Annotated in this window: 21 protein-coding genes and 1 pseudogene; 18 read left to right on the top strand and 4 right to left on the bottom strand. The window is 66.0% G+C overall.

The features are described from left to right. Nucleotides 1–5: 5 nt before the first annotated feature. From DDE23_RS10000 to DDE23_RS09970, 6 genes are all read left to right on the top strand, one after another. Nucleotides 6–854, top strand: coding sequence for an ABC transporter permease (locus DDE23_RS10000; RefSeq protein ID WP_107751242.1), 849 nt, complete (start codon nucleotides 6–8; stop codon nucleotides 852–854). 834 nt (nucleotides 855–1,688) lie between these two features. Next, complete coding sequence (locus tag DDE23_RS25535) at nucleotides 1,689–1,889, top strand: type IV toxin-antitoxin system AbiEi family antitoxin domain-containing protein (RefSeq protein WP_337589832.1); 201 nt, start codon at nucleotides 1,689–1,691, stop codon at nucleotides 1,887–1,889. A gap of 356 nt (nucleotides 1,890–2,245) precedes the next feature. After that, complete coding sequence (locus DDE23_RS09985) at nucleotides 2,246–3,586, top strand: purine-cytosine permease family protein (protein ID WP_107751130.1); 1,341 nt, start codon at nucleotides 2,246–2,248, stop codon at nucleotides 3,584–3,586. Between the two features lie 104 nt (nucleotides 3,587–3,690). Continuing rightward, entirely contained in the window at nucleotides 3,691–4,683 is a 993-nt protein-coding gene (locus DDE23_RS09980; RefSeq protein ID WP_107751129.1) for a formamidase, read from the top strand. A gap of 48 nt (nucleotides 4,684–4,731) precedes the next feature. Then, on the top strand, nucleotides 4,732–5,874 hold the full coding sequence (locus tag DDE23_RS09975; protein WP_107751128.1) for a transporter substrate-binding domain-containing protein: 1,143 nt from the start codon (nucleotides 4,732–4,734) through the stop codon (nucleotides 5,872–5,874). Beyond that, the gene (locus tag DDE23_RS09970; RefSeq protein WP_107751127.1) at nucleotides 5,871–6,497 is read left to right on the top strand and encodes an ANTAR domain-containing response regulator; all 627 of its coding nucleotides are present in this window, start codon (nucleotides 5,871–5,873) and stop codon (nucleotides 6,495–6,497) included. Before DDE23_RS09975 ends, DDE23_RS09970 begins: the two co-directional genes overlap by 4 nt. A 53-nt stretch (nucleotides 6,498–6,550) precedes the next feature. Here the strand turns inward: DDE23_RS09970 and DDE23_RS09965 are convergent, their stop codons facing one another. After that, entirely contained in the window at nucleotides 6,551–8,155 is a 1,605-nt protein-coding gene (locus tag DDE23_RS09965; RefSeq protein ID WP_107751126.1) for a XylR N-terminal domain-containing protein, read from the bottom strand. Nucleotides 8,156–8,405: 250 nt separating this feature from the next. Here DDE23_RS09965 and DDE23_RS09960 point away from each other — a divergent pair, with 250 nt between their 5' ends. The 9 genes and pseudogenes from DDE23_RS09960 to DDE23_RS09920 form a co-directional block, all read left to right on the top strand. Then, on the top strand, nucleotides 8,406–8,921 hold the full coding sequence (locus tag DDE23_RS09960) for a 2,4'-dihydroxyacetophenone dioxygenase family protein (RefSeq protein WP_107751125.1): 516 nt from the start codon (nucleotides 8,406–8,408) through the stop codon (nucleotides 8,919–8,921). 35 nt (nucleotides 8,922–8,956) lie between these two features. Then, entirely contained in the window at nucleotides 8,957–9,775 is an 819-nt protein-coding gene (locus tag DDE23_RS09955) for an SDR family NAD(P)-dependent oxidoreductase (protein WP_107751124.1), read from the top strand. A gap of 76 nt (nucleotides 9,776–9,851) precedes the next feature. Continuing rightward, nucleotides 9,852–11,141, top strand: a complete 1,290-nt coding sequence (locus DDE23_RS09950) for an ABC transporter substrate-binding protein (RefSeq protein ID WP_107751123.1) — start codon at nucleotides 9,852–9,854, stop codon at nucleotides 11,139–11,141. Nucleotides 11,142–11,153: 12 nt separating this feature from the next. After that, the gene (locus DDE23_RS09945; RefSeq protein ID WP_107751122.1) at nucleotides 11,154–11,891 is read left to right on the top strand and encodes an ABC transporter ATP-binding protein; all 738 of its coding nucleotides are present in this window, start codon (nucleotides 11,154–11,156) and stop codon (nucleotides 11,889–11,891) included. Continuing rightward, on the top strand, nucleotides 11,888–12,613 hold the full coding sequence (locus tag DDE23_RS09940) for an ABC transporter ATP-binding protein (protein WP_107751121.1): 726 nt from the start codon (nucleotides 11,888–11,890) through the stop codon (nucleotides 12,611–12,613). Before DDE23_RS09945 ends, DDE23_RS09940 begins: the two co-directional genes overlap by 4 nt. Next, on the top strand, nucleotides 12,600–13,460 hold the full coding sequence (locus DDE23_RS09935; protein ID WP_107751120.1) for a branched-chain amino acid ABC transporter permease: 861 nt from the start codon (nucleotides 12,600–12,602) through the stop codon (nucleotides 13,458–13,460). The genes DDE23_RS09940 and DDE23_RS09935 overlap by 14 nt, the downstream gene beginning before the upstream one ends. 9 nt (nucleotides 13,461–13,469) lie before the next feature. Then, nucleotides 13,470–14,474: a branched-chain amino acid ABC transporter permease gene (locus tag DDE23_RS09930; protein ID WP_107751119.1), complete on the top strand. Its 1,005-nt coding sequence runs from the start codon at nucleotides 13,470–13,472 to the stop codon at nucleotides 14,472–14,474. Continuing rightward, the gene (locus tag DDE23_RS09925; RefSeq protein WP_107751118.1) at nucleotides 14,471–15,481 is read left to right on the top strand and encodes a zinc-dependent alcohol dehydrogenase; all 1,011 of its coding nucleotides are present in this window, start codon (nucleotides 14,471–14,473) and stop codon (nucleotides 15,479–15,481) included. The genes DDE23_RS09930 and DDE23_RS09925 overlap by 4 nt, the downstream gene beginning before the upstream one ends. 263 nt (nucleotides 15,482–15,744) lie before the next feature. Beyond that, nucleotides 15,745–15,903: pseudogene (locus tag DDE23_RS09920) on the top strand (IS6 family transposase); the annotation flags it as partial. Nucleotides 15,904–15,916: 13 nt separating this feature from the next. Here DDE23_RS09920 and DDE23_RS09915 read toward each other — a convergent pair. The 3 genes from DDE23_RS09915 to DDE23_RS09900 all read right to left on the bottom strand — a co-directional run bounded on the left by DDE23_RS09915 (nucleotide 15,917) and on the right by DDE23_RS09900 (nucleotide 18,842). Further along, a complete protein-coding gene (locus DDE23_RS09915; protein WP_238149953.1) occupies nucleotides 15,917–16,396 on the bottom strand; it encodes an ATP-binding cassette domain-containing protein in 480 nt (159 codons plus the stop codon). 498 nt (nucleotides 16,397–16,894) lie between these two features. After that, entirely contained in the window at nucleotides 16,895–17,707 is an 813-nt protein-coding gene (locus tag DDE23_RS09905) for a glycoside hydrolase family protein (RefSeq protein ID WP_202863239.1), read from the bottom strand. A 61-nt stretch (nucleotides 17,708–17,768) separates the two neighbouring features. Then, nucleotides 17,769–18,842, bottom strand: a complete 1,074-nt coding sequence (locus DDE23_RS09900) for a type 2 periplasmic-binding domain-containing protein (protein WP_107751114.1) — start codon at nucleotides 18,840–18,842, stop codon at nucleotides 17,769–17,771. Between the two features lie 242 nt (nucleotides 18,843–19,084). On the opposite strand from DDE23_RS09900, the gene DDE23_RS09895 reads away from it, so the two are divergent. The 3 genes from DDE23_RS09895 to DDE23_RS09885 all read left to right on the top strand — a co-directional run bounded on the left by DDE23_RS09895 (nucleotide 19,085) and on the right by DDE23_RS09885 (nucleotide 22,731). Beyond that, nucleotides 19,085–20,560 (top strand): FAD-dependent oxidoreductase, encoded by a 1,476-nt coding sequence (locus DDE23_RS09895; RefSeq protein ID WP_192883718.1) that lies wholly within the window; start codon nucleotides 19,085–19,087, stop codon nucleotides 20,558–20,560. Between the two features lie 43 nt (nucleotides 20,561–20,603). Beyond that, a complete protein-coding gene (locus DDE23_RS09890; protein WP_107751113.1) occupies nucleotides 20,604–21,500 on the top strand; it encodes a LysR family transcriptional regulator in 897 nt (298 codons plus the stop codon). A gap of 151 nt (nucleotides 21,501–21,651) precedes the next feature. Next, nucleotides 21,652–22,731, top strand: a complete 1,080-nt coding sequence (locus DDE23_RS09885) for a hypothetical protein (protein WP_107751112.1) — start codon at nucleotides 21,652–21,654, stop codon at nucleotides 22,729–22,731. Nucleotides 22,732–22,751: the final 20 nt, after the last annotated feature.

Here is a 22,751-nt window from a genome sequence, read left to right as displayed (position 1 = left end):
GCGCGATGGCCAAACTTCCCCCCTATGTCACGCTCGGCGACCGCCTCTGGACCCTCGGCTACAAGCTGCTCTGCGGGCTGATCTACCTGTTCCTGATCGCGCCGATCCTGGTGGTCATCCCGCTGTCCTTCAACGCCGAGCCCTATTTCACCTTCACCCCGGAGATGCTGCACTTTGATCCCGCCGGCTATTCGCTGCGCTGGTATCGCGACGTGCTGGGCAGCGAGGACTGGCTGAACGCGTTCCGCAACAGCTTCGTCATCGGCGTCTTCGCCACGCTGATCGCCACCTTGCTGGGCACCGTCGCCGCGCTGGGCCTGTCAAATTCGCGCATGCCCTACCGCGCTTCGGTGATGGCGCTGCTGCTCTCGCCGATGATCGTGCCGGTGATCATCTCGGCGGCGGGGATGTATTTCTTCTTTTCCAATGTCGGGCTCAGCCAGACCTTCCCCGGCATCATCCTGGCCCATGCCGCGCTCGGCACGCCCTTCGTGGTCATCACCGTCACCGCCACGCTGAGCGGCTTCGACCGCTCGTTGATGCGCGCCTCGGCCAGCCTGGGCGCGCCACCCGCCACCACCTTCTTTCAGGTCGTGGTGCCGCTGATCGCGCCGGGGGTGATCTCGGGGGCGCTGTTTGCCTTCGTCACCTCGTTCGACGAGGTGGTGGCGGTGCTGTTCCTTTCGGGGGCGAGCCAGCGCACCGTGCCGCGGCAGATGTGGTCCGGGATCCGCGAACAGATCAGCCCCAGCATTCTGGCCGTCGCCACGCTGCTGATCCTGCTTTCGGTGCTGCTGCTGGCCACGCTGGAACTCCTGCGTCGGCGCAACGAGCGGCTGCGGGGCCTTCGCTAGACCGGCGGTTGCCCCGGAACCGTCGCAGGAAGGGTCGCCCCGGCGTGCAACGCAACCCGTGCCCGGTTGCGCGCAGAGTCAGAACCAGGGGAAGCGACGACACCTGGTCCGAAGGCTCGGTTGGACACACGTTGTGACGCGCCAATTTCGCGAATCGAGTGTGGTAGGCGGAACTCATGAGCCGACCCACACCATCGTCTGACCTGCCGGGGGAAAGCGATCAGGGCGGGGGAGTGCAGCGGATCCTCAAATCGTGGGACGCGCTCGGCCTGCGCCCCGGCGCTCCCGACCGGGGCAACAGTGTACGCCGAAGCCTACCGCGCTCCATCGCAAGCGTCTGCGCGCCTCACGCCCCCTTCTCGAACCTCATGACCGGGATGCCCAGCGTCATGGCCTTGTCGGCGAGGTTCTCTTGGATGCCATTGTCCGGGAAAACGAGGACGCCCACCGATAGCACAACCAGTCGACGATCTGGTCGACGCGGGATTTCGCGGCCCTGTATGTCGGAGGCATCCTCGGCCTCGGCGAAAGCGCACCTATCTGGATCTACCGGGACAATATCCCTAATTTGCTGGTGAAACTGCCGATCGATGCCCCGATCAGACCCCGCCCCCGATCCTTGTTTGCCGACCCGAAGCTGGGCTTGATCGAGGGCAAGACGACCGGCCAACCATGGGACCGGGGGCTCATGATGTCGGCGCCGGCGTGTGCAATCCCGGTAGCCATGGACGAACTGCCCGACCATGAAGGCTTCCACACGCACACATGGATTTCGAAAGCCTGACGACCCTGCGCCCGTGACTGCTGTGCGACCTCCTGCAGTCCTGCCGGTAGATCAAGGTCAAGCGTCTGTTCCTCGTCGTCGCCGCCCGCCACGACCATCCCTGGTGCAAACGGATCGACCAGCAGGCATTTGATTTCGGTAGCGGCGACCGGGCCGTGGTCCGAGGCGGCAAGATCCACCCGCGCTATCGGATCATGGTGCCGGAAGATTTCGTGAATCCGGAAACCGACAGTGGCGCGTGTGACCTATGAAGCCCAAGTCGCACCCCTTGTGTGCGCCCTGCCGCATGTGGCGGACAAGAACGTCTTCGCGCTCAAAGGTGGCGCGGCCGGGACGGGCCAGAATGCCCTTCCAGCGGAGGCCACGGGGCGAGGCGCCGTGGCTGCCGGTCAGACCGAATCCGTCGCGCCGAGACATCGCTTGACACGAATCTGGCAACTGCTACCCTTTCCCCAGCGCCTTATGAGAGGCGCCTGCGGGATATTTGTACCGACCGCCAGCATTGCCGGTCAGGCACAGGGCAACAAGGCCCGATCCAGACGTTCGCGTCTGGGTCGGGCCTTTTGCGTTTTGGTCACTTGACCCGCAGATAAACTGGGGAGCGAACATGACCGCAAGAGACAATTCCAAAGCGCTGGACGAGCTTGAAGGACAGGTCGACGACGTCCTGGGCAGCGAATACGAGCACGAACCCGTGCCGCTGCAGGCGCGACACAGTACATTCTCAGTATCCACCGTCTGGATCGGTTTTCCGATGATCCTGACCAGCGCCATGACCGGGTCACTGATGGTGGCCGGCATGGGGTTCGAAAAGGCCCTGTGGGCAATGGTGATCGGCAACGCGATGATGTTCGCCTATGTCGGCGCCTTGGGCGTGCTGGGAACGCGTACGGGGATGAATTTCGCGCTGCTGGCAACATTGGTATTCGGGCGGAAAGGCTATGTGATCGCCTCCGGCCTGCTGTCGACGCTGCTGCTGGGATGGTTCGCCGTCCAGACCGGGATCACCGGAAACCTGATTCATACCGCCTATGGCGTGAGTTACCTGCTGATGACGATCGTCGCCGGGGTGATCTATCTGGGCATCACCTTCGTCGGCATTCGCGGCCTGCACTGGATCGGCCTCATATCGGTGCCGCTGTTCGTGGTTCTGGGCACCTGGGTGGCCTACGATTCCGCCAGCCAGGTCGGGTGGTCGGCGGTCTATTCCTACGCCGGCGCCAATCCGGAGCTGTCCATGGCGTTCGGCATCGGGCTGACCATGGTGATCGCGCTCTTCATCGACGCCGGGACGGTGACGGCCGATTTCAACCGCTGGGCCAAGGATACCAAAGGGTCGCTGATCGCCACCTTCAGCGCCTTCCCATTCGCCAACCTCTACGGAATGCTGGTCGGCGGCATCATGACCGCGGCGCTCGCCCTGCCGGACCCGCAGCCCTTCGGCAGCGACAACATGTTCGGCTATCTGGTCAATCTCAACCTGCCCTGGCTGTCGGTGATCGCCTTCGCCTTCGTCCTGTGCAACCTCGGTTCGGTCTGCGCGCATTGCCTCTACAATTCCGCGGTGGGCTGGTCGCGGATTGCCAAGAGCAGGATGCGGGTGATGGCCGTCATTCTGGCGGTTTTCGGGATCGCGATTGCCGCGACCAATGTCTGGGCGATGTTCGTCCCGTGGCTGTCGCTGCTGGGCATCCTGGTTCCCCCGATCGGCGCCATCATGATCGTGGATCTCTATTTCACCCGGACGCCTCGGGTGGCCGATTACGCCTGGCGGGGCAAGTCCTTTGCCGCCTGGATCATCGGGTCGCTGGCCGCCTTCCTCGTCGAGGGGATGTTCCCCGGATTGTCCACCGCGGTCTCGGCCTTCGTGATCGGGGCGCTCGCCTATTGGGCGCTGACCGGCGAGGAGCGTCGGGCGAACGCCGAGCTGCGCTACAGGGCATCGTGACGACCCTGCCGCCCCCGTAACGCCGCGCGCGCGGGGGGCGGTCATGGGCAGGGCCAGCGGCTGGCCCTGCCTTCCTGCCAAAGCAAATCATGGATGTGTCGAGAATGAGCGGACTGGGCGGACTGAACAAATCGCCGGATGGGGTCGTCATCGGTCTGGTGCAATTGCAGCTTCCGATTGTGGTGACGAAAGCGGATCTGGCCCGGCAGACCGAGAAAGTCTGCGCCATGGTGACGAAGGCGCGGCGCGCCTTTGCGACGATGGATCTGGTGGTCTTTCCCGAATACTGCCTGCACGGCCTGTCGATGGACACCAACCCCGAGATCATGTGCCGCCTTGACGGGCCGGAGGTTGCCGCCTTCAAGTCGGCCTGCCTGCGCGAGAACATCTGGGGATGCTTCTCGATCATGGAGCTCAACCCGGCAGGCAACCCCTACAACAGCGGTCTGATTATCGACAACACCGGCGAGATCCGCCTCTATTACCGCAAGATGCACCCCTGGGTGCCGGTCGAACCCTGGGAGCCGGGCAATCTGGGCATCCCGGTCTGCGACGGGCCGAATGGCAGCAAACTGGCCCTGATCATCTGCCATGATGGCATGTTCCCCGAGATGGCGCGGGAATGTGCCTACAAGGGGGCGAATGTGATGATCCGCACGGCCGGCTACACGGCGCCGATCCGGCATGCCTGGACGATCACCAATCAGGCCAATTCCTTTTGCAACCTGATGTATTCGGCCAATGTCTGCATGGCCGGGACAGATGGCGTGTTCAACTCGATGGGCGAGGGCACGATCGTCGGCTTCGACGGCGTGCCGCTGGTCACCGGCAATGGTGCGCCTGACGAGATCATCACGGCCGAAGTCCGGCCGCGCCTTGCCGACGAGGCGCGCCAGCTCTGGGGGGTCGAAAACAACATCTACCAGTTCGGTCATCGCGGCTATGTCGCCGTGGAAGGCGGGGCACAGGATTGTCCGTATACCTATATGACCGACCTAGCCGCCGGACAGTATCGCCTTCCCTGGGACGGCGCTGTTAAGGTGACGGATGGCACGTCCTGCGGATTTCCACGACCGACCCGCCGTTACCAGGGGTGACGAGGGGCGCGCGCGCGGAATATCGGGGCTCATAGCGGATACGTTCAGATGTCGACCGAACCGATCAGGGTAGGGGTGCTGTTCTCGGACAATGACGCGGTCTCGCCCAGCGAGACCGCGCATCTGAAGGGCACCCTCTTTGCCATCCAGGAGATCAACGAAGCCGGGGGTCTGGACGGCCGCGAGATCGTGCCGATCCAGTACGATCCCCATGCTTCGGCCGGGCATTACCGGGTTCTGGCCGAGCGGCTTATCATCAGGGACAATGTGAATGTCATCTTCGGATGCTTCATGTCGCACACCCGAAAGGCCGTGATCCCGGTCATCGAAAAGTGGAACCGGCTGCTGTTCTATCCCACGCTCTACGAGGGGTTCGAGCATTCCAACAACGTGATCTATACCGGCCCGGCGCCGAATCAGAACAGCGTCCAGCTGGCCGAGTTCATGACCTCGAACTTCGGTGCGCGGGTCTATATCGTGGGGTCGGATTACATATTCCCCTATGAATCCAACCGGATCATGACCGACCTGATCCAGCAGCGGACGGATGGCGCGAAAGTCGGCGAACGCTATGTGCCCCTGGATGCGACCGAAAAGGACTTCGTCGACATCATTGCCGATATCAAGGCCGAGCGACCGGATTTCATCTTCTCGACCGTCGTCGGCAATCCGACCCAATACCTTTACCACGCCTACGCGCAGGCCGGGTTGAACCCGAAGGAAATGCCGATCGGCAGCCTGTCGACCTCGGAGGCCGAGATCGCGCAGATGGGAGGCGAGGCCGCCGCCGGGCACTTCACCTCGGCCCCCTATTTCCAGTCGATCGGCACGCAGAACAACCGGCGCTGCCTGGAGAGTTTCCGCTCCCGTTTCGGAGGCGGGATCCAGCCCAACCAGACCTGGGAAGCGGCCTATGTCCAGGTGCATCTCTTCGCGAATGCGTTTCGCCAGACCGGCACCGATGTCATCGACGCCCTGATGCCGGCACTGCTCGGGTCCGAATTCGAAGCGCCGCAGGGGCGGGTCCGCATCGACCCGTCCAACCATCACACCTGTCTCTATCCCCGGATCGGCCAGGCGAATGCCAACGGGCAATTCACCATCGTCCGAGAGGCACGGCGCCCGGTCTCTCCGGATCCGTATCTTGTGACCCATTCTCTCGGCGACTGGACGGCGAAGCTGGACAAATGAAAAGCGACGGTCGGGACAAGCGGGCGCTGGAGACGCCGAAGCTTCTGAGAGAGCTCCGCGCCTTGCGCGTCGCGGTCTTTCACCCACAGGATTCTGACGGAGAGCAGCTCACCCAGCAGCTGCAGCGCATCGGCTGCCAGGTTCAGGCCTTCTGGCCGCCCTTGCCCGAGCCGCCCGCCGATACCAATGTCGTTTTCCTCGCGGTGCGGCCGGATGTCATCAAGCTCGAATTCCCCTGGTCAAAGGCCGAGAACGCCCCGACGATCATCGCGGTCGTGAATTACGAGAACCCGGTCATCGTCGATGCCCTCCTGAGGCTGGGGGCCAAAAGCGTCATCGCCTCTCCGGTGAGGTCGTTTGGCCTGCTTTCTGCCTTGGTGGTCGCCCGGCATGTCAGCGAGCAGGCCAGAACCAAGGACAGACAGATCGCCCGTCTCGAAGGCAAGCTGTTCGGGATCCGCAAAGTTTCCGAAGCGAAGTCCATCCTGATGGAAACACGCGGAATTTCGGACAAGGAGGCCTATCAGGTCATCCGTGAACAGGCGATGTCGAAACGGGTCAGCACCGAAGAAATCGCCAATGCCATCATCAATGCCAACAGCATCCTGTCCTTCAAGCGCTAACGCCCCGGCCGGCTGAGTGAAGCGCCCGATCTTGCGCGGCTGGCTTCGGCGCTTCAGTCGCGCGTCTCCGTCGCCCCGCCGCCGATCTGGGCGAGGCGGTAGGCCATCTGCGGCCGCGTGAGGCCAAGAAGGCGCGCGGCCGCGGCGATATTGCCGCCTGCGTCACTCAGGGCACCGCGAAGCAGCGTCGCGTTGAGGCTGTCGAGGGTGATCGTGCCGGCGCGGAACTCATCGGCAACACGGCTCCAGGGATCGGTTCCGGCAACGGCTGTGCCGATGGGCGCGGCGACGGCTTCCGCGGCTGCCAGGTCCTCGGCCCGGATGATCCCGGGCGTCGCCGCCAGCAGCGCGGCACGCCGGATCAGAGTCCGCAACTGCGGGATGTTGCCAGGCAAGTCGATCTGCGCCAGCCGGGCCAGCGCATCGTCGCTCAACACCTGGCTTACGGCGCCCTCGGCCGAGGCCATGGCCGGCAGCAACCCGCGGGCGATGGCCGGAATGTCGGCGCGTCGCTGCGCCAGCGCGGGCATCGGGATCGGCAGCACATTCAGCGCATGGGCCAATTCCGGCAGGAAATCCGGCAAGGAAAACAACGCCTCGGGGCTGCACCCGGCCAGGGCGACCACCTGCGGCGGGCGGCCCTTCTCGGCCGTCAGCAGATCCAGCAGCATCCATTGACGGTCGGCAGGCAACGTCTCGATGGCGGAGATCGCCAGCAGCGGCGTGGTGCTGCGCCGCAGCCCGTGGGTCTGCCGCAGGCTGGCCAGCCGGTCGCCCAGCTCGGCCGCCTGGGCATGGGTGATGATGAAGCCGGTCTCGGCCGCGCGCTGCCGGTGGAGCCAGCGCGCCGCGGACCGCAGCCCGGCGCCCGATGGCCCGGTGATGAGGGCCGGCGCGCCGGACCGCGCGAGGATCTCCAGCCGGTCGCGCACCGGGGCGACGATCAGCGCGTCCAGATCCTCGGGCACAGTGGGGCGCAGCACGCGCGTCGGGGCAAGCGAGGGCTCGCTGGTGTTGCCCAGCACCTCGTCCAGGAACATGCGCACGAAAGGATCGTCGCGGCCCCAGCCGTCCACGGTCTTGCCGACCACGCGGCAGGATTTGTGGCCCATGGCCGAGCAGCTGGTCTCCTTGTAGATCACCAGCTTGCGGAAAAAGACGCTGGCATAGCCCGCGGCATAGCCCGTCTGCATCCAGCACACAGGCTTCGTCGCCCGCCCGTGCGAGCGGTGATAGGCCGAGGCCTCGACCGAATCGTGCCAGAGGAAATCGCCGGAAAAGCGGTCGTTGTCGAAGTCGAAATCGTTGGACAGGGTTTCGACCTTCACCGTTCCCGTGACCATGTGCAGCCGCGTGCCGGCGGTGAAGGCATCGCCGGGGTCGAGCGTGGGCCAGGACTTGCGGATGAACTCGGCGTCCTCGCGCCCGGCGCGGAAGCCCAGCCGCAGCATCAGCACCATCGCCTCGTGCTCGGAATAGCGGCGGATCAGCTGGTCGCGGATGTCCGCGCCGAGGCTTGCCCGGGTCAGCAGCATCCGCTCGCCATTGAGCAGAATCGTGCCCTTGGCCGGGTTGAATTCCAGCAGGTCGAGCAGGTCGCGCAGTGTCGGACGCCCGCCGCGGGTCAACAGATCGTTCTGGGCGCTATCGGTCTTCATGGGGCGCACTTCATCATATCGTTATTCCTATGTCACCAAATGATAACGCGGCAGTGCAGAAAGCCGGGGCGTGGACGGGCCCCCGGCGCGGCCTCGCCCCCCTTTCCGGATCAATTTCTGCCTTTCTGGCAAGCCTTTGCGCGCAGCGATGCTGAAATCGGATGCGAGGCCACGCTTTTTCCGTTTGACCGATTCCGGGGGCGACCTGTCGGATAAAGGCATCCCATCGGCAAGGTCAGAGGAGGACCAGATGCCCAAACCCGAATTCATCACCGCCCTGCCGCCCGAACCGCATGAGGCGATGATTCGTCGCTTCGGCAAGGAAGGCGCTTTCATTCCCGGCGACGACGCGAATAACCCCTGGGTGCCCTTCGGCGATCAGGCGGCGATCAAGCACCTGGCTTTCGACGTGCGCACCAACACGGCCGCAAACATCCTGTGGGTGAAGGGCGGCGGGCGGATCGGCACGCACAAGCATCGCGGCGTCGTCTCGGCGGTCACGCTCGAGGGGTCGTGGGGCTATTACGAATACGACTGGGTCGCCCGTCCCGGCGATTTCGTCTACGAGCTGCCGGGCACCGCGCACACGCTCTATTCCGACGATCCGAACGGCATGAAGGCGCTGTTCTGGCTCAACGGGGCAATCGAGTTCTTCGACGACAACGGCAAGTACGATTTCACCGCCGATGTCTTCTGGTTCATCGACCATTACGTCAGCTACTGCGAGGCCAACGGCATCGCCATCAACAAGGACATGTTCATCTGAGCCCGGCTCGGATGGATGCGGGGAGGAGAACGCGCATGTCCCTGGAGACGATGTTCGACGTGGCGGGCAAGTCGGTGATCGTGACCGGCGGGGCCTCGGGGATCGGACGGGCCTATGCCGAAATCATGGTCGAGAGGGGCGCGCGGGTCTGCGTGCTGGACCTCGACCAGCCGGGGCTGGACCGCACCGTGGCCGAGATCGCCGCGCAGGGCTGGCCCGGCACCGTCTGGGCACGCAGGCTGGATGTCAGCGACCGCAAGGCGCTGGCCGAGGCTTTCGATGCGGTGGCGGACGCACACGGCCGCATCGACGTTGTCTTTGCCAATGCGGGCGTTGACGCCGGTCCGGGCTTCCTGACGCCCGAGGGCGCGCGCGACCCCCGTGGCCAGATCGACGCCATGCCCGAGGATCACTGGGACCGCGTGATCGCGGTGAACCTGACGGCGGTGTTCCTGACCATCCGCCACGCGGCGCGGCACATGAAGGCCACGGGCGGCGGGCGGATCATCGTCACCTCGTCCGTCGCGGCGCGGGTGAACGAGAGCTTCGTCGGCACCCCCTACATGCCCGCCAAGGCCGGGGTCGATCACCTGGTGCGGAATGCGGCGATGGAACTGGGCGCCTTCGGGATTCTGGTGAACTGCATTTCGCCGGGGCCCTTTGCGACCAACATCGGCGGCGGACGGCTGAAGAACCCCGCCGACCGCGCGGCCTTCGAGGCGCAATCGCTGCTCGGGCGGATCGCGGATCCAGACGAGATCAAGGGCCTGGCGCTGTACCTCGCCTCGCCGGCCTCGGCCTATGTGACCGGGGCGCAGATGACCATCGACGGGGGATCCTCGCTCAGGGGGTGATCCCGACTGCACCGCGCGGGGACCGAGGAGGCGCCGCGCCTACCACAGATCAGCTTTTTCCCAGGGAGGAAATGGAATGAGCAAGTCGATGAACTGGACGCCGTCGCGGCGGACCGTGTTGCAGGGGATGGGGGCCAGCGTCGCGGCCCTGTCGGCCCCGTCCATCGTTCGCGCCCAGAGCGCGGGCACCATCAAAGTGGGCTTCATCACCCCGGCCACCGGACCGCTGGCGCTGTTCGGCGAGACCGACGGCTTCACCGTGGACCGCATCCGCGAGGCGCTCGGCGGGCGTATCGAGACGGCGGCGGGCACCTACGATCTGGAGATCCTGGTGCGTGACGGCCAGTCCGACCCGAACCGTGCCGCCGAGGTCGCAGCGAACCTGATCCTGAACGACGAGGTGCACATGCTGCTGCCCGCGTCGACCACCGACATCATCAACCCGGCGGCGGATCAGGCGGAACTCTATGGCGTGCCCTGCCTGTCGACCGCGGCGCCGTGGCAGGCCATCGTCTTTCCGCGCGGCGGCGGCGAGCAGCCCTTCGAGTGGACCTACCACTTCTTCTGGGGTCTGGACGAGGCGCTCAACACCTTCGTGGGCCTCTGGAACAGCCTCGAGACGAACCGCAATGTCGGCCTGCTGTTCCCGCAGAACGCCGATGGCGAGACCTGGGGCAACACCGATTACGGCCTGCCCTCGCCCACGCAGGCAGCCGGGTTCCAGACCAACATGCCGGGCTTCTTCCAGCCGCGCACCAACGATTTCTCGTCGATCATCTCGTCCTTCAAGAATTTCGAGGCGGATATCGTCGGCGGTATCACCTATGTGGACGACCTGACCACCTTCGTGAACCAATGCGCGCAGCAGGGCTTCCATCCCAAGGCGATCACCGTCGCCGCCGCGCTGCTCTTCCCCTCGGGGATCGAGGCGCTGGGGGATCTGGGCGTCGGCATGTCGTCCGAGGTCTGGTGGACGCCCGCCTTCCCGTTCCAGTCGTCGATCACCGGCCAGACCAGCCGCGCAGTCGCCGATGCCTGGGAGGCCGAGACCGGGCGTCAATGGACGCAGCCCCTGGGCTACAGTCACGCGATCTGGGAAGTCGCCATCGACGCGCTGAAACGCTCGACCAACCCCATGGACCGCGAGGCCAACCGCGACGCGCTGCGCGCGACCTCGATGCAGACGCTGATCGGGCCGGTCGATTTCGGGTCCGGGCCGCATCCGAACGTCTCCACCACGCCGATCTTCGGCGGTCAGTGGGTGCGCGGCGAGCGCTGGCCCTTCGAGCTGAAGATCGTGGACAACACCGTCAATCCCCTGTTCGAACCGGAACAGGCGATGGTGCCGCTGCCCTGGTCGGTCTGAGGTCATAGGACGATGGAACGAAACGGAGACAGCGCGCCGCTGCTGGTGGCGCGCGGGCTGGGCAAGTCCTTCGGGGCGGTCCGGGTTCTGCATGATCTCGATTTCGAGGTCCGGCAGGGCGAGGTTCTGGGCATCCTGGGCCCCAACGGGGCAGGCAAGACCACGCTGTTCAACCTTGTCAGCGGCGACATCCGCGACCATGCGGGAGAGATCCGTTTCCGGGGCCGGCCTCTGGCCGGCCCCCCGTTCCGCCGCGCGCGGGCCGGGATCGGGCGCACTTACCAGATCCCGCGCCCCTATGCCGGCATGACCACCTTCGAGAACCTGCTCGTCGCCGCGACCTTCGGCGGCGGCATGACCGAGGCGCAGGCCTATGACCATTGCGCGCGGATCCTCGAGGATTGCGAGCTGTCGCCGCGCGCCAATACCGAGGCAGGCTCGCTCACGCTTCTGGATCGCAAGCGGCTGGAACTGGCGCGGGCGCTGGCCTCGAAGCCGGACCTGCTGCTGCTGGACGAGATCGCCGGCGGCCTGACGGATGACGAGGGCAAGGCGCTCGTCGCCCTGATCCGCCGCATCCGTGACGGCGGAACCACGATTGTCTGGATCGAGCACGTCCTGCACGCCCTTTTCGCGGTGGCCGACCGGCTGATGGTGCTGAACTTCGGTGAGAAGATCGCCGAGGGCCTGCCCGCCGCCGTGATCGAAGACCCGGACGTGAAGCGCGTCTATATGGGAGTCGAGGCATGACGCCCCTTCTGTCCACCCACGGCCTGATCGCCGGCTACGGCGACATGCGCGCCCTGCACGGCATCGACCTGACCGTGAACTCCGGCGAGACCGTTGCGCTGATCGGCGCGAACGGCGCCGGAAAATCCACCCTGTTGCGCGCGATCATGGGACTTCTGCCCGTCGCGCCCGAGATGATCCGCCTCGACGGCCAGCCGGTCGGCGGCCGCGCCCCGCATCGCATGGTGCGCGAGGGGCTGGCCATCGTGCCCGAGGGCCGTCGCCTCTTCACCGGGATGAGTGTCGAGGAGAACCTGCGCGTCGCCAGCGAACACGCCGCAAAGCCCGTGGCCGAGCCCTGGACACTGGAGCGGGTCTTTGCCCTGTTCCCGATCCTGCGGGAAAAGGCCCGCACGCCGGTCGAGAACCTGTCGGGCGGCCAGCAGCAGATGGTCTCCATCGGCCGAGGGCTTCTGGCCCAGCCGCGCATCCTGCTGTGCGACGAGATCAGCCTCGGCCTTGCGCCCAAGGTGGTGCGCGAGATCTATGCCGCCCTGCCGGAAATCACCGCGAACGGCACGGCGCTGGTGCTGGTCGAACAGGATGTCGGCCTCGCGCAGCGTGCCTCGCATCGTCTTTATTGTCTGCTGGAAGGGCGCGTGACCCTGCACGGCACCTCCGGCGAGATCAGCCGTGACGCGATCTCGGCCGCCTATTTCGGAGCCAGCCATGCACTGGATTGACGGCATCGTCCAAGGCGTCCTTCTGGGCGGCCTTTATGCGCAATACGCCCTCGGCATGGCGCTGATGTTCGGCGTGATGAAGATCGTCAACGTCACCCACGGCGATCTGGTCGTGTTGCTGGCGCTGATCGGCATCTCGCTGGCCAATGTCGCCGGGCTGGGGCCGTGGGCGGTGCTGGCGACGCTGGTGCCCATCGGCGCGGCGCTTGGCTGGCTGTTGCAGCGTGCGCTCTTGAACCGGGTGGTGGGCAACGACCCGCTGCCCTCGCTGATCGCCACCTTCGGGCTGTCCATCGCGCTGCAGAACGCGATGCTGGTGATCTGGTCGGCCGACACACGGTCGCTGTCGGGCGGCGGGATCCAGCAGGCCTCGATCTCGCTGGGGCCGATCTTTGTGGGCGTGCTGCCGCTGATCGTGCTGATCTGCGCCACGCTGCTGACCGGGGGCCTTGATCTGACCATGCGCCGCACCCGCTTCGGCCGGTCGCTGCGCGCGGCCTCGGCGGATGTCGAGGCGGCGGCGATGGTGGGGGTAAACCCGCGCAACGTCTATGCCGCCGCGACCGCGATCGCCGTCGGCATCCTGGGCTTTGCCGCGACCTTTCAGGCCATGCGCTCGACCGTGGCCCCGGCGGATGGCCCGTTCCAGCTGATCTTTGCCTTCGAGGCGGTGATCATCGGCGGTCTGGGTTCGATCTGGGGCGCTTTCGCTGGGGCGATGATCCTCGGCATCAGTCAGGCCATCGGTTTCCGCATCTCTCCGGGCTTCGGCATCCTTGCCGGGCACCTCGTCTTTCTGGCCGTGCTGGCGATCCGCCCGCAAGGCATCTTCCAGCGCAGAGCCTGAGGGGGCCCCATGTCCAAGTATCGTGTCGCGCGCATGACCCTCTCGGGCCGGGTTGCGCTGGTCCTGTTCACCGCCGCGCTTGTGGGGATCTGCGCCATGCCGTGGTGGGCCTCGCAAGGTCTGATCCGCGACGTGGTGACGCTCGCCTGCTATATCGCCGTGGCGCAGATGTGGAACATGCTGGCGGGTTACGGCGGGGTCGTTTCGGTCGGGCAGCAGGCCTTTGTCGGCGTTGCCGCCTATGCGATGTTCGTCCTCGCCCAAACCTTCGGCGTGAACCCGTTCCTCGCCGTGTTCCTCAGCCTGTTGGCGCCGGCGATCCTGGCGGTGCCGATCTACGGCCTGCTGCACCGGCTGGAAGGGGCCTATTTCGCCATCGGCACCTGGGTCGTGGCCGAGGCGCTGCGCCTTGTTGCTACCAACATGCCGATGCTGAACGGCGGCGCGGGCATGAGCCTGCGGGTGATGACGCAATTCTCGGCGCATGAGCGCGCCGTGGCCTCGTCCCTGCTGGCGGCGGCGCTGTTGCTGGTCACGCTGGGCGGCAGCTACCTGCTGCTGCGCTCGCGTTATGGCATCGCGCTGACGGCGATGCGCGACAACCCTGTCGCGGCGGCCAGTCAGGGCGTCGATGTGGGGCGGCTGCGGCTGTTGATCTTCATCGCCACGGCGGTCGGCACGGGTTTCGCGGGCGCGGTCTATTTCATGGCGCAACTCAGGATCACCCCGCCGTCCGCCTTCGACGCGAACTGGGCGAACCTTGCGATCTTCATCGTCATGGTCGGCGGCATCGGCAGCCTTGAAGGCGTCATCATCGGTGCGGTGATCTATTTCTTCGCGGACCGCTGGTTCGGCGAATACGGCGCCAGCTACCTGATCGTGCTGGGCCTCTTGACCCTCGTCTGCGCGCTGTACTTCCGGGGCGGGATCTGGGGCCTGTGGTCGAAATGGGTCGAGGCGCCGTGGTTCCCCACAAGGCGCCGACTGATCCGGCTGGACGGAGACAAGGCATGAAGGCGCTGGTGTTCGACGCCTTCGGGCAGCCGCTGCGCAAGGCCGAGGTGGCCGATCCCACCTGCGGCGCCGATGAGGTGGTGCTGAAGATCTGCCGCTGCGGAATCTGCGGCAGCGACCTGCACATGACCGAGGATCAGACCTTCGGCCTGCAGGGCGGCGAGGTCATCGGCCACGAATTCGCGGGCGAGGTGCTGGAGGTCGGGCGCGCTGTCACGACGCTGAGGCCCGGCGATCTGGTCGCGGCCGCGCCGATCCGGGGCTGCGGCCATTGCGCCGCCTGCCGCGCGGGGCAACCGGCGTGGTGCGAGAACGGCATGACCCTGATCGGCGGCGGTTATGGCGAGTTCACCGCGCTCGCGCATCACCAGTTGCGCAAGATGCCGGTCGACGTGTCGCTGGCCGATGGCGCGCTGGCGGAACCGCTGGCGGTGGCGCTGCACGGGGTGATGCGGTCCGGCATGAAGCCCGGCGACCGGGTGCTGGTGGTGGGGGCAGGGGCCATCGGCCTCGCCGTGGTCTATTGGGCGCGCAGGCTCGGGGCGCAGTCGGTCGTCGCCGCCGACCTGCACCGCCATCAGGAGGACCGCGCCGGCAGTCTGGGCGCGACAGCCTTCGTGCAATCGGGGCCGGATATGGCGCAGCGCGTGGCCGAGGCCTGCGGCGAAGCGCCCGACATCGTGTTCGAATGCGTGGGCAAGGTCGGGCTGATCGACCAGTGCATCGACCTCGTGCGCCCGCGCGGGATTGTCTGCGTGCTGGGGCTCTGCACCGGGACCGACCGGCTGGACAGCTTCCGCGCGATCTCGAAAGAGGTGACAATCCTCATGTCGGTGTTCTTCGACATGCACGAATTCCGCACCTCGATCGACGCGCTGGACACGGGCCGCTTCGCGCCGCAGCATCTGGTGTCTGATGTGGTCGGCCTCGACACGGCGCCGGCAGCCTTCGAGGCGCTGCGGCAGCGGACGACCCAGTGCAAGGTGCTGATCGACCCCTTCGGCTGACAGGCCCGGGGATCGGCGGACAGATCCATGGTCTGAGCACTGTCGCTGCGTGAGGCGCTGCCGAGACCCTCCGGTCCCGCGGGTTTCCGACCCTGCCCCGAGGCTGCGGGACATCGCCTCGCCGCCGGTGCGACAAGGCGATATCGGCCGGCGTTCGATGGTCTTTTCCCGTCCGATCGGTGTCGCAAACGGCCGATTGGCATTGCCAGGTTGTTTGTGTTCGCCGTGGCCGGTAGAGGTCCGGCCTGTAGATCCCCTCGTCCATGCCTGGCCTGAAGGGCTTTCGGTTTCCGCGTGAAATCATTGCCTGTGCGGTTTGGGCCCGACACCGCTTTGCCTCGAGCCCCGGGGATGTGGAGGATCTTCTGGCGGAGCGCGGCGTGGTCGTCAGCCGTGAACCAATCCGCCTCTGGATCCGCCGTTTGTCAACATGACCTAGGTATCGTCGCGGAGCGCGGCATCGACACCGCCCGCCGCGGCCGGGGTCTTGTGGGTTTCGGCCACCCGGTCGTTCGGCATGACCACGATCAGGCTGGCGTCGCGGATGGTCGAGGGGCGGTGCGCGATGGTGATCGTCGGGCGGCCGTTCGACAGTGCGTCCAGCGCCTGCGGCATGGTGCGTTCGGTCCGGGGATCGAGGGCGCCGGCCGCCTCGTCCAGCAGCAGGATCGGCGGATCGCGCAGCAGCGTGCGGGCCCGCGCCAGCCGCTGCTTCTCGCCGCCCGAGAAGCGGAAGCCGCCTTTGCACAGAAGCTGCTCCTGCAAGGCGATCATCGTCAGCAGGGTCAGGATGGCCTGCGCGAAGCCGATCATCGACCATTGCCAGTCGCTTGGCGTGTGCGAGCAGACCTCCAGCCCGGCCAGACCGCGCGGGATGCGGGCGAAGCGCTGCGCGAGCCAAGGACCGCGACCCATGGTGCGGGCAAGGATGATGCCCGGGGGCGGAGAGCGTCTCGTGCGCCGCGGCTTGCATGTCGGCGGCGTGCCCCTGCGGCCCATAGCTCAGCGCCTCGCGCAGCCTTGCGGCCCGGGCGCTGATCTGCACGGTCACCGGCCCGATCACGGGGACGAAGGCGGCCAGCCGCCAGTCCAGAAGCACGATCGCCACCGCCGCCAGCACCACCGCGCCGGGCGAGCGCCCCAGCGCCGAGCCCTCGGGCAGGCCTCGCTGTCGATCACCGCTCGATGGGCCTGCGGCACCGACCGCGCCAGCCGCGCCATCTCGGCCATGGCGCCGCCGCGGGAGACCCCGCTCGTCCCCTCGCCCGCGGCGATCTCCGCGTCCAGGGTGGTCCGGCGGATGTCCCCGTCGAGCATGCCGGTAAAAGCCTGCCCCGCATTCGGACCCGAGCCGGAAATGCCCAAATCTGTGGCGTCAGCGCGCGCGGAGGGTGCCGAGCGTCGAAGCGGCCTTCAGGCGAGGCTCGTTTCCGTCAATTGGGCGACGGCGATCCCCCATTCTCCGGCGACCGAATAGAACAGGAACAGCCGTCCCTCGTCCTCCAGAATCGCTGGATCCCGAAGTTGGTTGACGGGCTCGTCCACGGGGCCGATCACCGACGGTGCGATCGGCAGCTGCGCCCCCTCCCAGTCACGCTCGGGCGCAAGGAGAAGCCGGTGGGGGCCCTCTGACCAGGACATCCAGTCAGGCGTGAGGTCGATCTCGCATTGCCAGAGAGATTCCGGCGCGTCACCGCGGTTCGACCAGATGACCGTGAGAATGTCTCCCACCACTCTGACCGCAGAATGGCGCATGTCAGGGGTGAAAAGCCGGGGCCCGATCTGCCACGCGGTACGACCATCCTTCGACCGATAGAACTGGCCGGGCATGCCGATCGCATAGGTCCAACCCCCGTGTCGGAAGATCCGCACATAGGGATTCATCAGGTTCTCGCGCCCGCCCGTGAAGACCAGCCCGTCGCTCGAGTCCGCGAGCCGCGTGAACTGGAACTTGATCTCGTCTCCGCCGTGATAGAATAGCCGGATCCGGCGCGCTTGGTGGTCGATCACCACCTCCGGCGAGGCGAGGTGATGACTGAAGCCAGACAGGGCGAGCGGCAACACTCCGGGCTCGTACACGGTCCAGGGACCGGTTGGCTCCTCCGCATAGGCGAGCCGGATGTAATCGCCGCGATGATGCGCGAAATACAGGTAATAGCGGCCCAGCGGGTTGGGCACCCAGTCAGGCACCCGGATCGCTGACGGCCCGTTGATATTGCTCCCCATCCGGGCATCCATGCCCTTTGTGATGATAGGAGCGTCCAGTAGTCTATGTGCCGTCAGCATGTCAGCGCGACAATTGGTCGATGTAGTCTTGCATCGTCGCACGGACCTCTGGCGACACGGTTTCCACGACCCTCATGATGCGTTGGGCTTCGTCCTGCAGCACGACTTCGGGCGTAGAGCCCAGAACGTTCAGGGCGGCTTGCACCATCGCCGGATCCTCCATCACCTCGGCATAGGCACGGGCCACGGCGTCGGTGATGTCAGTGGGCGTCTCCGGAGGGGTGACGAAGATCCAGGTCATCCCGTCCGCTGCGGTCGAGAGATAGCGCACAAGGTCATAGGCCGGCCCGGAAGGCGCCTGTCCCCGTGCGGCAACGACGTAGTCGTAGAAGGTCGGCAGATCCCCAAGTTCCGGGTTCTCCGCTTCGGTTCCGTCCTCCTGTGGGCGGCCCCAGTAGAACAAACCGACGCTCTGCCCGGGATCGACCATCTCGGGGACGACATTTGTCAGCCAGTTCGAGACGGTCCCGTTCCGCAACTGGACCTCGCCGCGCTGCATCGCAGCCAAGGTCTCGGCGCCGCCTTGAAACCCGCCGACGAAGTCCATCGGGATGCCAAGAAGGTCCATCGACGCCGCCGTGCGGATCTCGCTCGATCCGGGCGTGAAGCCGCCGTAGCGGATACGGTCGGTTTCCGCGAAATCGGCGCCGGTGGTGATCGAGGCGCTGGTGGTGGCATGGGTGACCCAGGTATTGCCCAGCCCCCCCGCAAGGCCGAATTCGCCGAACGGGACGCGCAGGTCTTCCGGGTCCAGCACCCGCGTCGCGCCGCCCCATGCCAACCATCCTAGGGTCAGGCCATCAGGCTCGGAGTGATAGACCGCCTGAATCCCCCGTAGCAGAGCGCCGCCCGGCATGGATTCCGCGATCACTTCGGGCTTGCCGGGCAGGTGACGGCCCAGATGCGCGGCGAGGATCTGCGCAAAGAGGCCGGTCGCCCCGCCCGGCCCGGCGTTGTAGACGATGCGCACGGTCTCGCCGCTGAAATCGGCCTCGGCCATGGCCGCGCCGGGCGCGGCGAGGGCGAGGGTACAGGCGGTCAGGCGCAGGATCGCGCCGGTTTTGAGTCTGGTCATGGTTCTCTCCTCCCATCGGATTTCCGCTGGCGGAGACCCGGACAGACGCATTTCACTTGATGCGGATAGCGAAGGGAAGCACGCGCGTAGGCAAAGCGGCCTTCGTCAATCGCGAAAGCGAAGCTGCCGCGATCCGCGAAAGCAGCCTTGCCGGATGAGCGGCTTCCGCGCAGGCGCATCGTGGATTTAGGGTCCATCTCGACGGCTCCGTTGCGGGCCTTGCGGCAATAATGGAGGAGCCAATGTCCGACGACAAACCGAAGGTGCAGGAAATCCGGCAGAGCGAAAACCGGTTCCTTGGCTCTGATATCTTCGAATCCGGCAAGTACGTCTTCTCGGCTCGCAACGGGCGCGGGAGCGTCGCCGAGCCTGCGCGTGAGGTGCCGGTCTACCACGAATGCGACGTGCTGGTGGTGGGCGGGGGCCCGGCCGGGACGTCCGCCGCGCTGGCGGCCGCGCGCACCGGTGCCGATGTCGTGGTGATGGAGCGCTACAACCACCTCGGCGGGCTTTCGACCGGCGGCGTGGTGATCTGGATCGACCGGATGACCGACTGGTCCGGCAATCTGGTGATCCGCGGTTTTGCCGAGGAGGTGCTGGACCGGCTCCCCGACGAGGGAAAGGCCGGCCCGGATCGCACGCTCTGGGGCCGCCGCGACGATGCCTTGGCGAAATACTGGCGGCTGCGCACCTCGGCCTTCCACGGCATCGTCACCTGGGCCCCGACGATCGATCCGGAGCGCCTGAAACTCACGAGCCAGGAGATGCTGATCGAGGCCGGGGTGCGCATCGTCTATCACTCCTGGGCCGCGGTGCCGGTGTTGCAGGACGGGGCTGTCACCGGGGTGATCTTTGAATCCAAGGAAGGCCGTCAGGCGCTGATGGCCAAGGTCGTCGTCGACTGCACCGGCGATGGAGACGTCTTTGCCCGGGCTGGCGCCGGCTTCGAGACCGATATCGAAGAGGGCGACGTCCACCATTCGATGAACACCGGCTTCATGCTGGGTGGCGTCGACATGCAGACCTGGCTCGACTTCCGCCTCAACGACGAGGCCGGGTTCTCGCAGATCAACCAGCTGGGGCGCGAGAGGCTGGGCTTCTTCCAGGCACCCTATGTCTCGTGGCGCGATGACATCGCGCTGTTCCTCGGGCCGCGGCAGTCGGGGCTCAGCGCCCTGAATGTCGACGACATCACCGAGGTCGAGATCCGCTCGCACCGTTTCATGCAAGCCCATTGTGAGTTCTTCCGCCAGCATGCGCCCGGGTTCAAGGACGCCTATATGCTGCTGAGCGCGCCGCAACTCGGCGTTCGGCACACACGGCGTCTGGGGGGGATGGGTCGGATCGAGCGCGGCCAATGGAGCTCTGGGCAGGCCTTGCCGGACGAAGTCGGGGTTTCGCCGTCGATGTCGCCGAAATTCCCGGTAATCTCCGTCCCTTACAGCGCGTTGGTGCCGGTGCGTCTGAACGGCCTGCTGGCAGCGGGACGGCATATCTCCTGCGATGCCAACAGCCACGGCTTCATGCGCGAGATCCCGCAATGCTGGCTGACCGGTCATGCGGCCGGGGCGGCGGCCGGGATTGCCGCAAATCGTGCCCTCCAGCCGCGCGATATCGACATTGCCGAACTGCAGGCGACGTTGCGCAAGCAGGGTGTGCATCTGCGGGACTCGGCCGACGCGCCGGCACGGGCGCTGGATGCGGTGGACGCAAACTGACACCCGCTTGACAGCCCGGTCGCGACCCGGCACGGCTTGAGGCATGGATTTCATCGTCAATCTCCGGACCTTTCTGGCCGTCGCGCGTCTCGGCAGCTTCTCTGCTGCGGCGCGCGAGGCCGGAACCGTGCCATCGGTCGTGTCCAAGCGTGTGTCGCAACTGGAGCACATGTGCCGGGCTCAGTTGTTCGAGCGGTCGACCCGTGGGCTGGAGCTCACCTCGGTCGGCCGAACGTGCCAGCAGAAATTCTCGGAACTGTTGAGCGAGATCGAGGCCACGATCGAAGCCGGTCCGGCTCGGAACCGCCTGTCCGAGCAGCTGCGCATCAAATGCCCGACGACGATGTCGGTCATGCATTTCAGTGACATCTTTTGCGATTTTCAGATTGCCCATCCCGGTGTCCGCATAGACCTCAACCTGGTCGATCGCTCCGTGAACCCGATTGAAGAAGGCTATGACATCGCCATTGGTGCGCTTCCGGCAACATACCCTCAGGTCCACGAAACGGCGCTTTGCTCGTTGCCACGCAAACTGGTCGCGGCGCCGTCATATTTCGAGGGGCGTCCCATGCCAAAGCATCCGAGCGATCTGAACCGGTTGGATGGGCTGGTGTTCCGGGCGTCCGGCAGTACCTGGTCGCTCGTCGGTCCGGCTGGCGAAGTCGCCGTTGAAGTCAATGCCGTGTTCAGCGCCACCGATACCCGCATCTTGCGACATGCCGCGGAACGGGGGCTTGGAGTGGCGCTCATCGCCGAGCCGCTGACCCGCGAGGCGCTCGCCTCGGGCCAACTGATCGAACTGCTGCCGGAGTGGCGCGTGCCCGACTTGTACCTCAAGGCGATGGTACCCGAGCGGCGCATGCAAAGCCGGGCGGTTCGGCTGTTGCTCGACGCGTTGGTTGCGGCGACGCAGCCCGTTGCCCCGTGGGACCGTGCCTGAGATCCGTTGGTTTTCGCAATTGGCGAAAGGTAGCTTCGCGCCTTACCCGCTTCCCTGAGGGGCGGTGCTGCGCTTTCTTGGAGATGAACGGGAGCGATGGCTCTGGCGGTGGGGAGACCGCGCGTTCGTGCATGTCAGGGAGGACAGCATCATGCAGGTCGATAGATTTACCCTTGGCGCCATCGCGGCGAGCTTCGTGGTCTGTTCGTTGGTGGCGCCGGCCAGCGCTGAGGTTGATTTCAGCGGAGAGACGATCGAGATCGTCTTCAACACAGGCCCCGGCGGTGCCGTCGGCCTCAGTGCTCAGATCGCGGCGCAGCATCTTGGGCGCTTTCTCCCCGGGACCCCTGAAGTCATCGCGGTCCCGATGCCCGGCGGTGCCTTGCTGCGGGGTATCCAGTATGTCTATGCCTCCGACCCGGACGGCCTGACCCTGGGCTGGCTCGCATGGGGGGGATCGACCCGGGTTCTGGACCCCGAAGCCCTGCGCGTACCGTTTCATGAGATGGGCATTCTGGGCGGCCTCGCAACGCAATGGGTCACCCATGTCCGGACCGAGACAAGCACCGGCTCTGCGGCAAGCGCCGAGGAGTTTCTCGCCCTGCCCTCCATTCGCAGCGGGGGGATCGCGCCCAATGTGTCGACAGATATCCGAACCGCAGCCTCGCTCGACCTTCTCGGCATCGAGAACGCCTATATCGGCGGGCATACCGGCGGATCCGATGTCCTGGCCGCAATGCGCCGTGGTGAAGTCGACCTGCGGACGGGGACGGTGTCGAACTACCTGACGACCGTGGTTCCCGAGATGGTTGAAACCGGGGAAAGCCTGCCGCTCTATTATTGGGGTCAACCGATCGACGGGGGAGAGGCGACAAGTCCCGCTCTGGAGGGCGTGCCGACTTTCCATGACTTCCATGTCGCCCATCTGGGCGGTGCGCCTGCTGGCCCGGCCTATGATCTGCTGCGCTACCTGACGCGGACCTCGGACGGGCTTGCCTGGCTGTTTGCGGCGCCTCCGGGAACCCCGGAGGAGATCCTGCAAAGCCTTGCCGACGCCTATGCCGAGATGGTCGAGGACCCGGATTACATCGGCGCGATCACCCCTGTTCTGGGAACCGCCCCCGAGCCCGTCCTGCGTGACGAGGCCATTGCGATCGTCGACGAGGTCCGGAATGTCTCGCCCGAGATTCTGGAGACGATGCGCGGCTTCATCGACCGCTATGCGCGCTAGGTCCAAGGGGACCCGACAGG

This window comes from Pararhodobacter aggregans (genome assembly GCF_003075525.1).
Lineage (GTDB): Bacteria > Pseudomonadota > Alphaproteobacteria > Rhodobacterales > Rhodobacteraceae > Pararhodobacter > Pararhodobacter aggregans.
Note: the sequence above shows the minus strand (reverse complement) of the source record. Positions and strands in the feature narration are given on the sequence as shown.

Excerpts from the sequence above, each read along its gene's own strand:
- DDE23_RS09935 (WP_107751120.1), top strand. The coding sequence starts at position 12,600 with ATGCACTGGATTGACGGCATCGTCCAAGGCGTCCTTCTGGGCGGCCTT.
- DDE23_RS09940 (WP_107751121.1), top strand. The coding sequence starts at position 11,888 with ATGACGCCCCTTCTGTCCACCCACGGCCTGATCGCCGGCTACGGCGAC.
- DDE23_RS09895 (WP_192883718.1), top strand. The coding sequence starts at position 19,085 with ATGTCCGACGACAAACCGAAGGTGCAGGAAATCCGGCAGAGCGAAAAC.
- DDE23_RS09960 (WP_107751125.1), top strand. The coding sequence starts at position 8,406 with ATGCCCAAACCCGAATTCATCACCGCCCTGCCGCCCGAACCGCATGAG.
- DDE23_RS09985 (WP_107751130.1), top strand. The coding sequence starts at position 2,246 with ATGACCGCAAGAGACAATTCCAAAGCGCTGGACGAGCTTGAAGGACAG.
- DDE23_RS09905 (WP_202863239.1), bottom strand. The coding sequence starts at position 17,707 with ATGGGGAGCAATATCAACGGGCCGTCAGCGATCCGGGTGCCTGACTGG.
- DDE23_RS09925 (WP_107751118.1), top strand. The coding sequence starts at position 14,471 with ATGAAGGCGCTGGTGTTCGACGCCTTCGGGCAGCCGCTGCGCAAGGCC.
- DDE23_RS10000 (WP_107751242.1), top strand. The coding sequence starts at position 6 with ATGGCCAAACTTCCCCCCTATGTCACGCTCGGCGACCGCCTCTGGACC.
- DDE23_RS09885 (WP_107751112.1), top strand. The coding sequence starts at position 21,652 with ATGCAGGTCGATAGATTTACCCTTGGCGCCATCGCGGCGAGCTTCGTG.
- DDE23_RS09950 (WP_107751123.1), top strand. The coding sequence starts at position 9,852 with ATGAGCAAGTCGATGAACTGGACGCCGTCGCGGCGGACCGTGTTGCAG.
- DDE23_RS09915 (WP_238149953.1), bottom strand. The coding sequence starts at position 16,396 with ATGGGTCGCGGTCCTTGGCTCGCGCAGCGCTTCGCCCGCATCCCGCGC.
- DDE23_RS09980 (WP_107751129.1), top strand. The coding sequence starts at position 3,691 with ATGAGCGGACTGGGCGGACTGAACAAATCGCCGGATGGGGTCGTCATC.
- DDE23_RS09970 (WP_107751127.1), top strand. The coding sequence starts at position 5,871 with ATGAAAAGCGACGGTCGGGACAAGCGGGCGCTGGAGACGCCGAAGCTT.
- DDE23_RS09955 (WP_107751124.1), top strand. The coding sequence starts at position 8,957 with ATGTCCCTGGAGACGATGTTCGACGTGGCGGGCAAGTCGGTGATCGTG.
- DDE23_RS09900 (WP_107751114.1), bottom strand. The coding sequence starts at position 18,842 with ATGACCAGACTCAAAACCGGCGCGATCCTGCGCCTGACCGCCTGTACC.
- DDE23_RS09965 (WP_107751126.1), bottom strand. The coding sequence starts at position 8,155 with ATGAAGACCGATAGCGCCCAGAACGATCTGTTGACCCGCGGCGGGCGT.
- DDE23_RS09975 (WP_107751128.1), top strand. The coding sequence starts at position 4,732 with ATGTCGACCGAACCGATCAGGGTAGGGGTGCTGTTCTCGGACAATGAC.
- DDE23_RS09945 (WP_107751122.1), top strand. The coding sequence starts at position 11,154 with ATGGAACGAAACGGAGACAGCGCGCCGCTGCTGGTGGCGCGCGGGCTG.
- DDE23_RS09930 (WP_107751119.1), top strand. The coding sequence starts at position 13,470 with ATGTCCAAGTATCGTGTCGCGCGCATGACCCTCTCGGGCCGGGTTGCG.
- DDE23_RS09890 (WP_107751113.1), top strand. The coding sequence starts at position 20,604 with ATGGATTTCATCGTCAATCTCCGGACCTTTCTGGCCGTCGCGCGTCTC.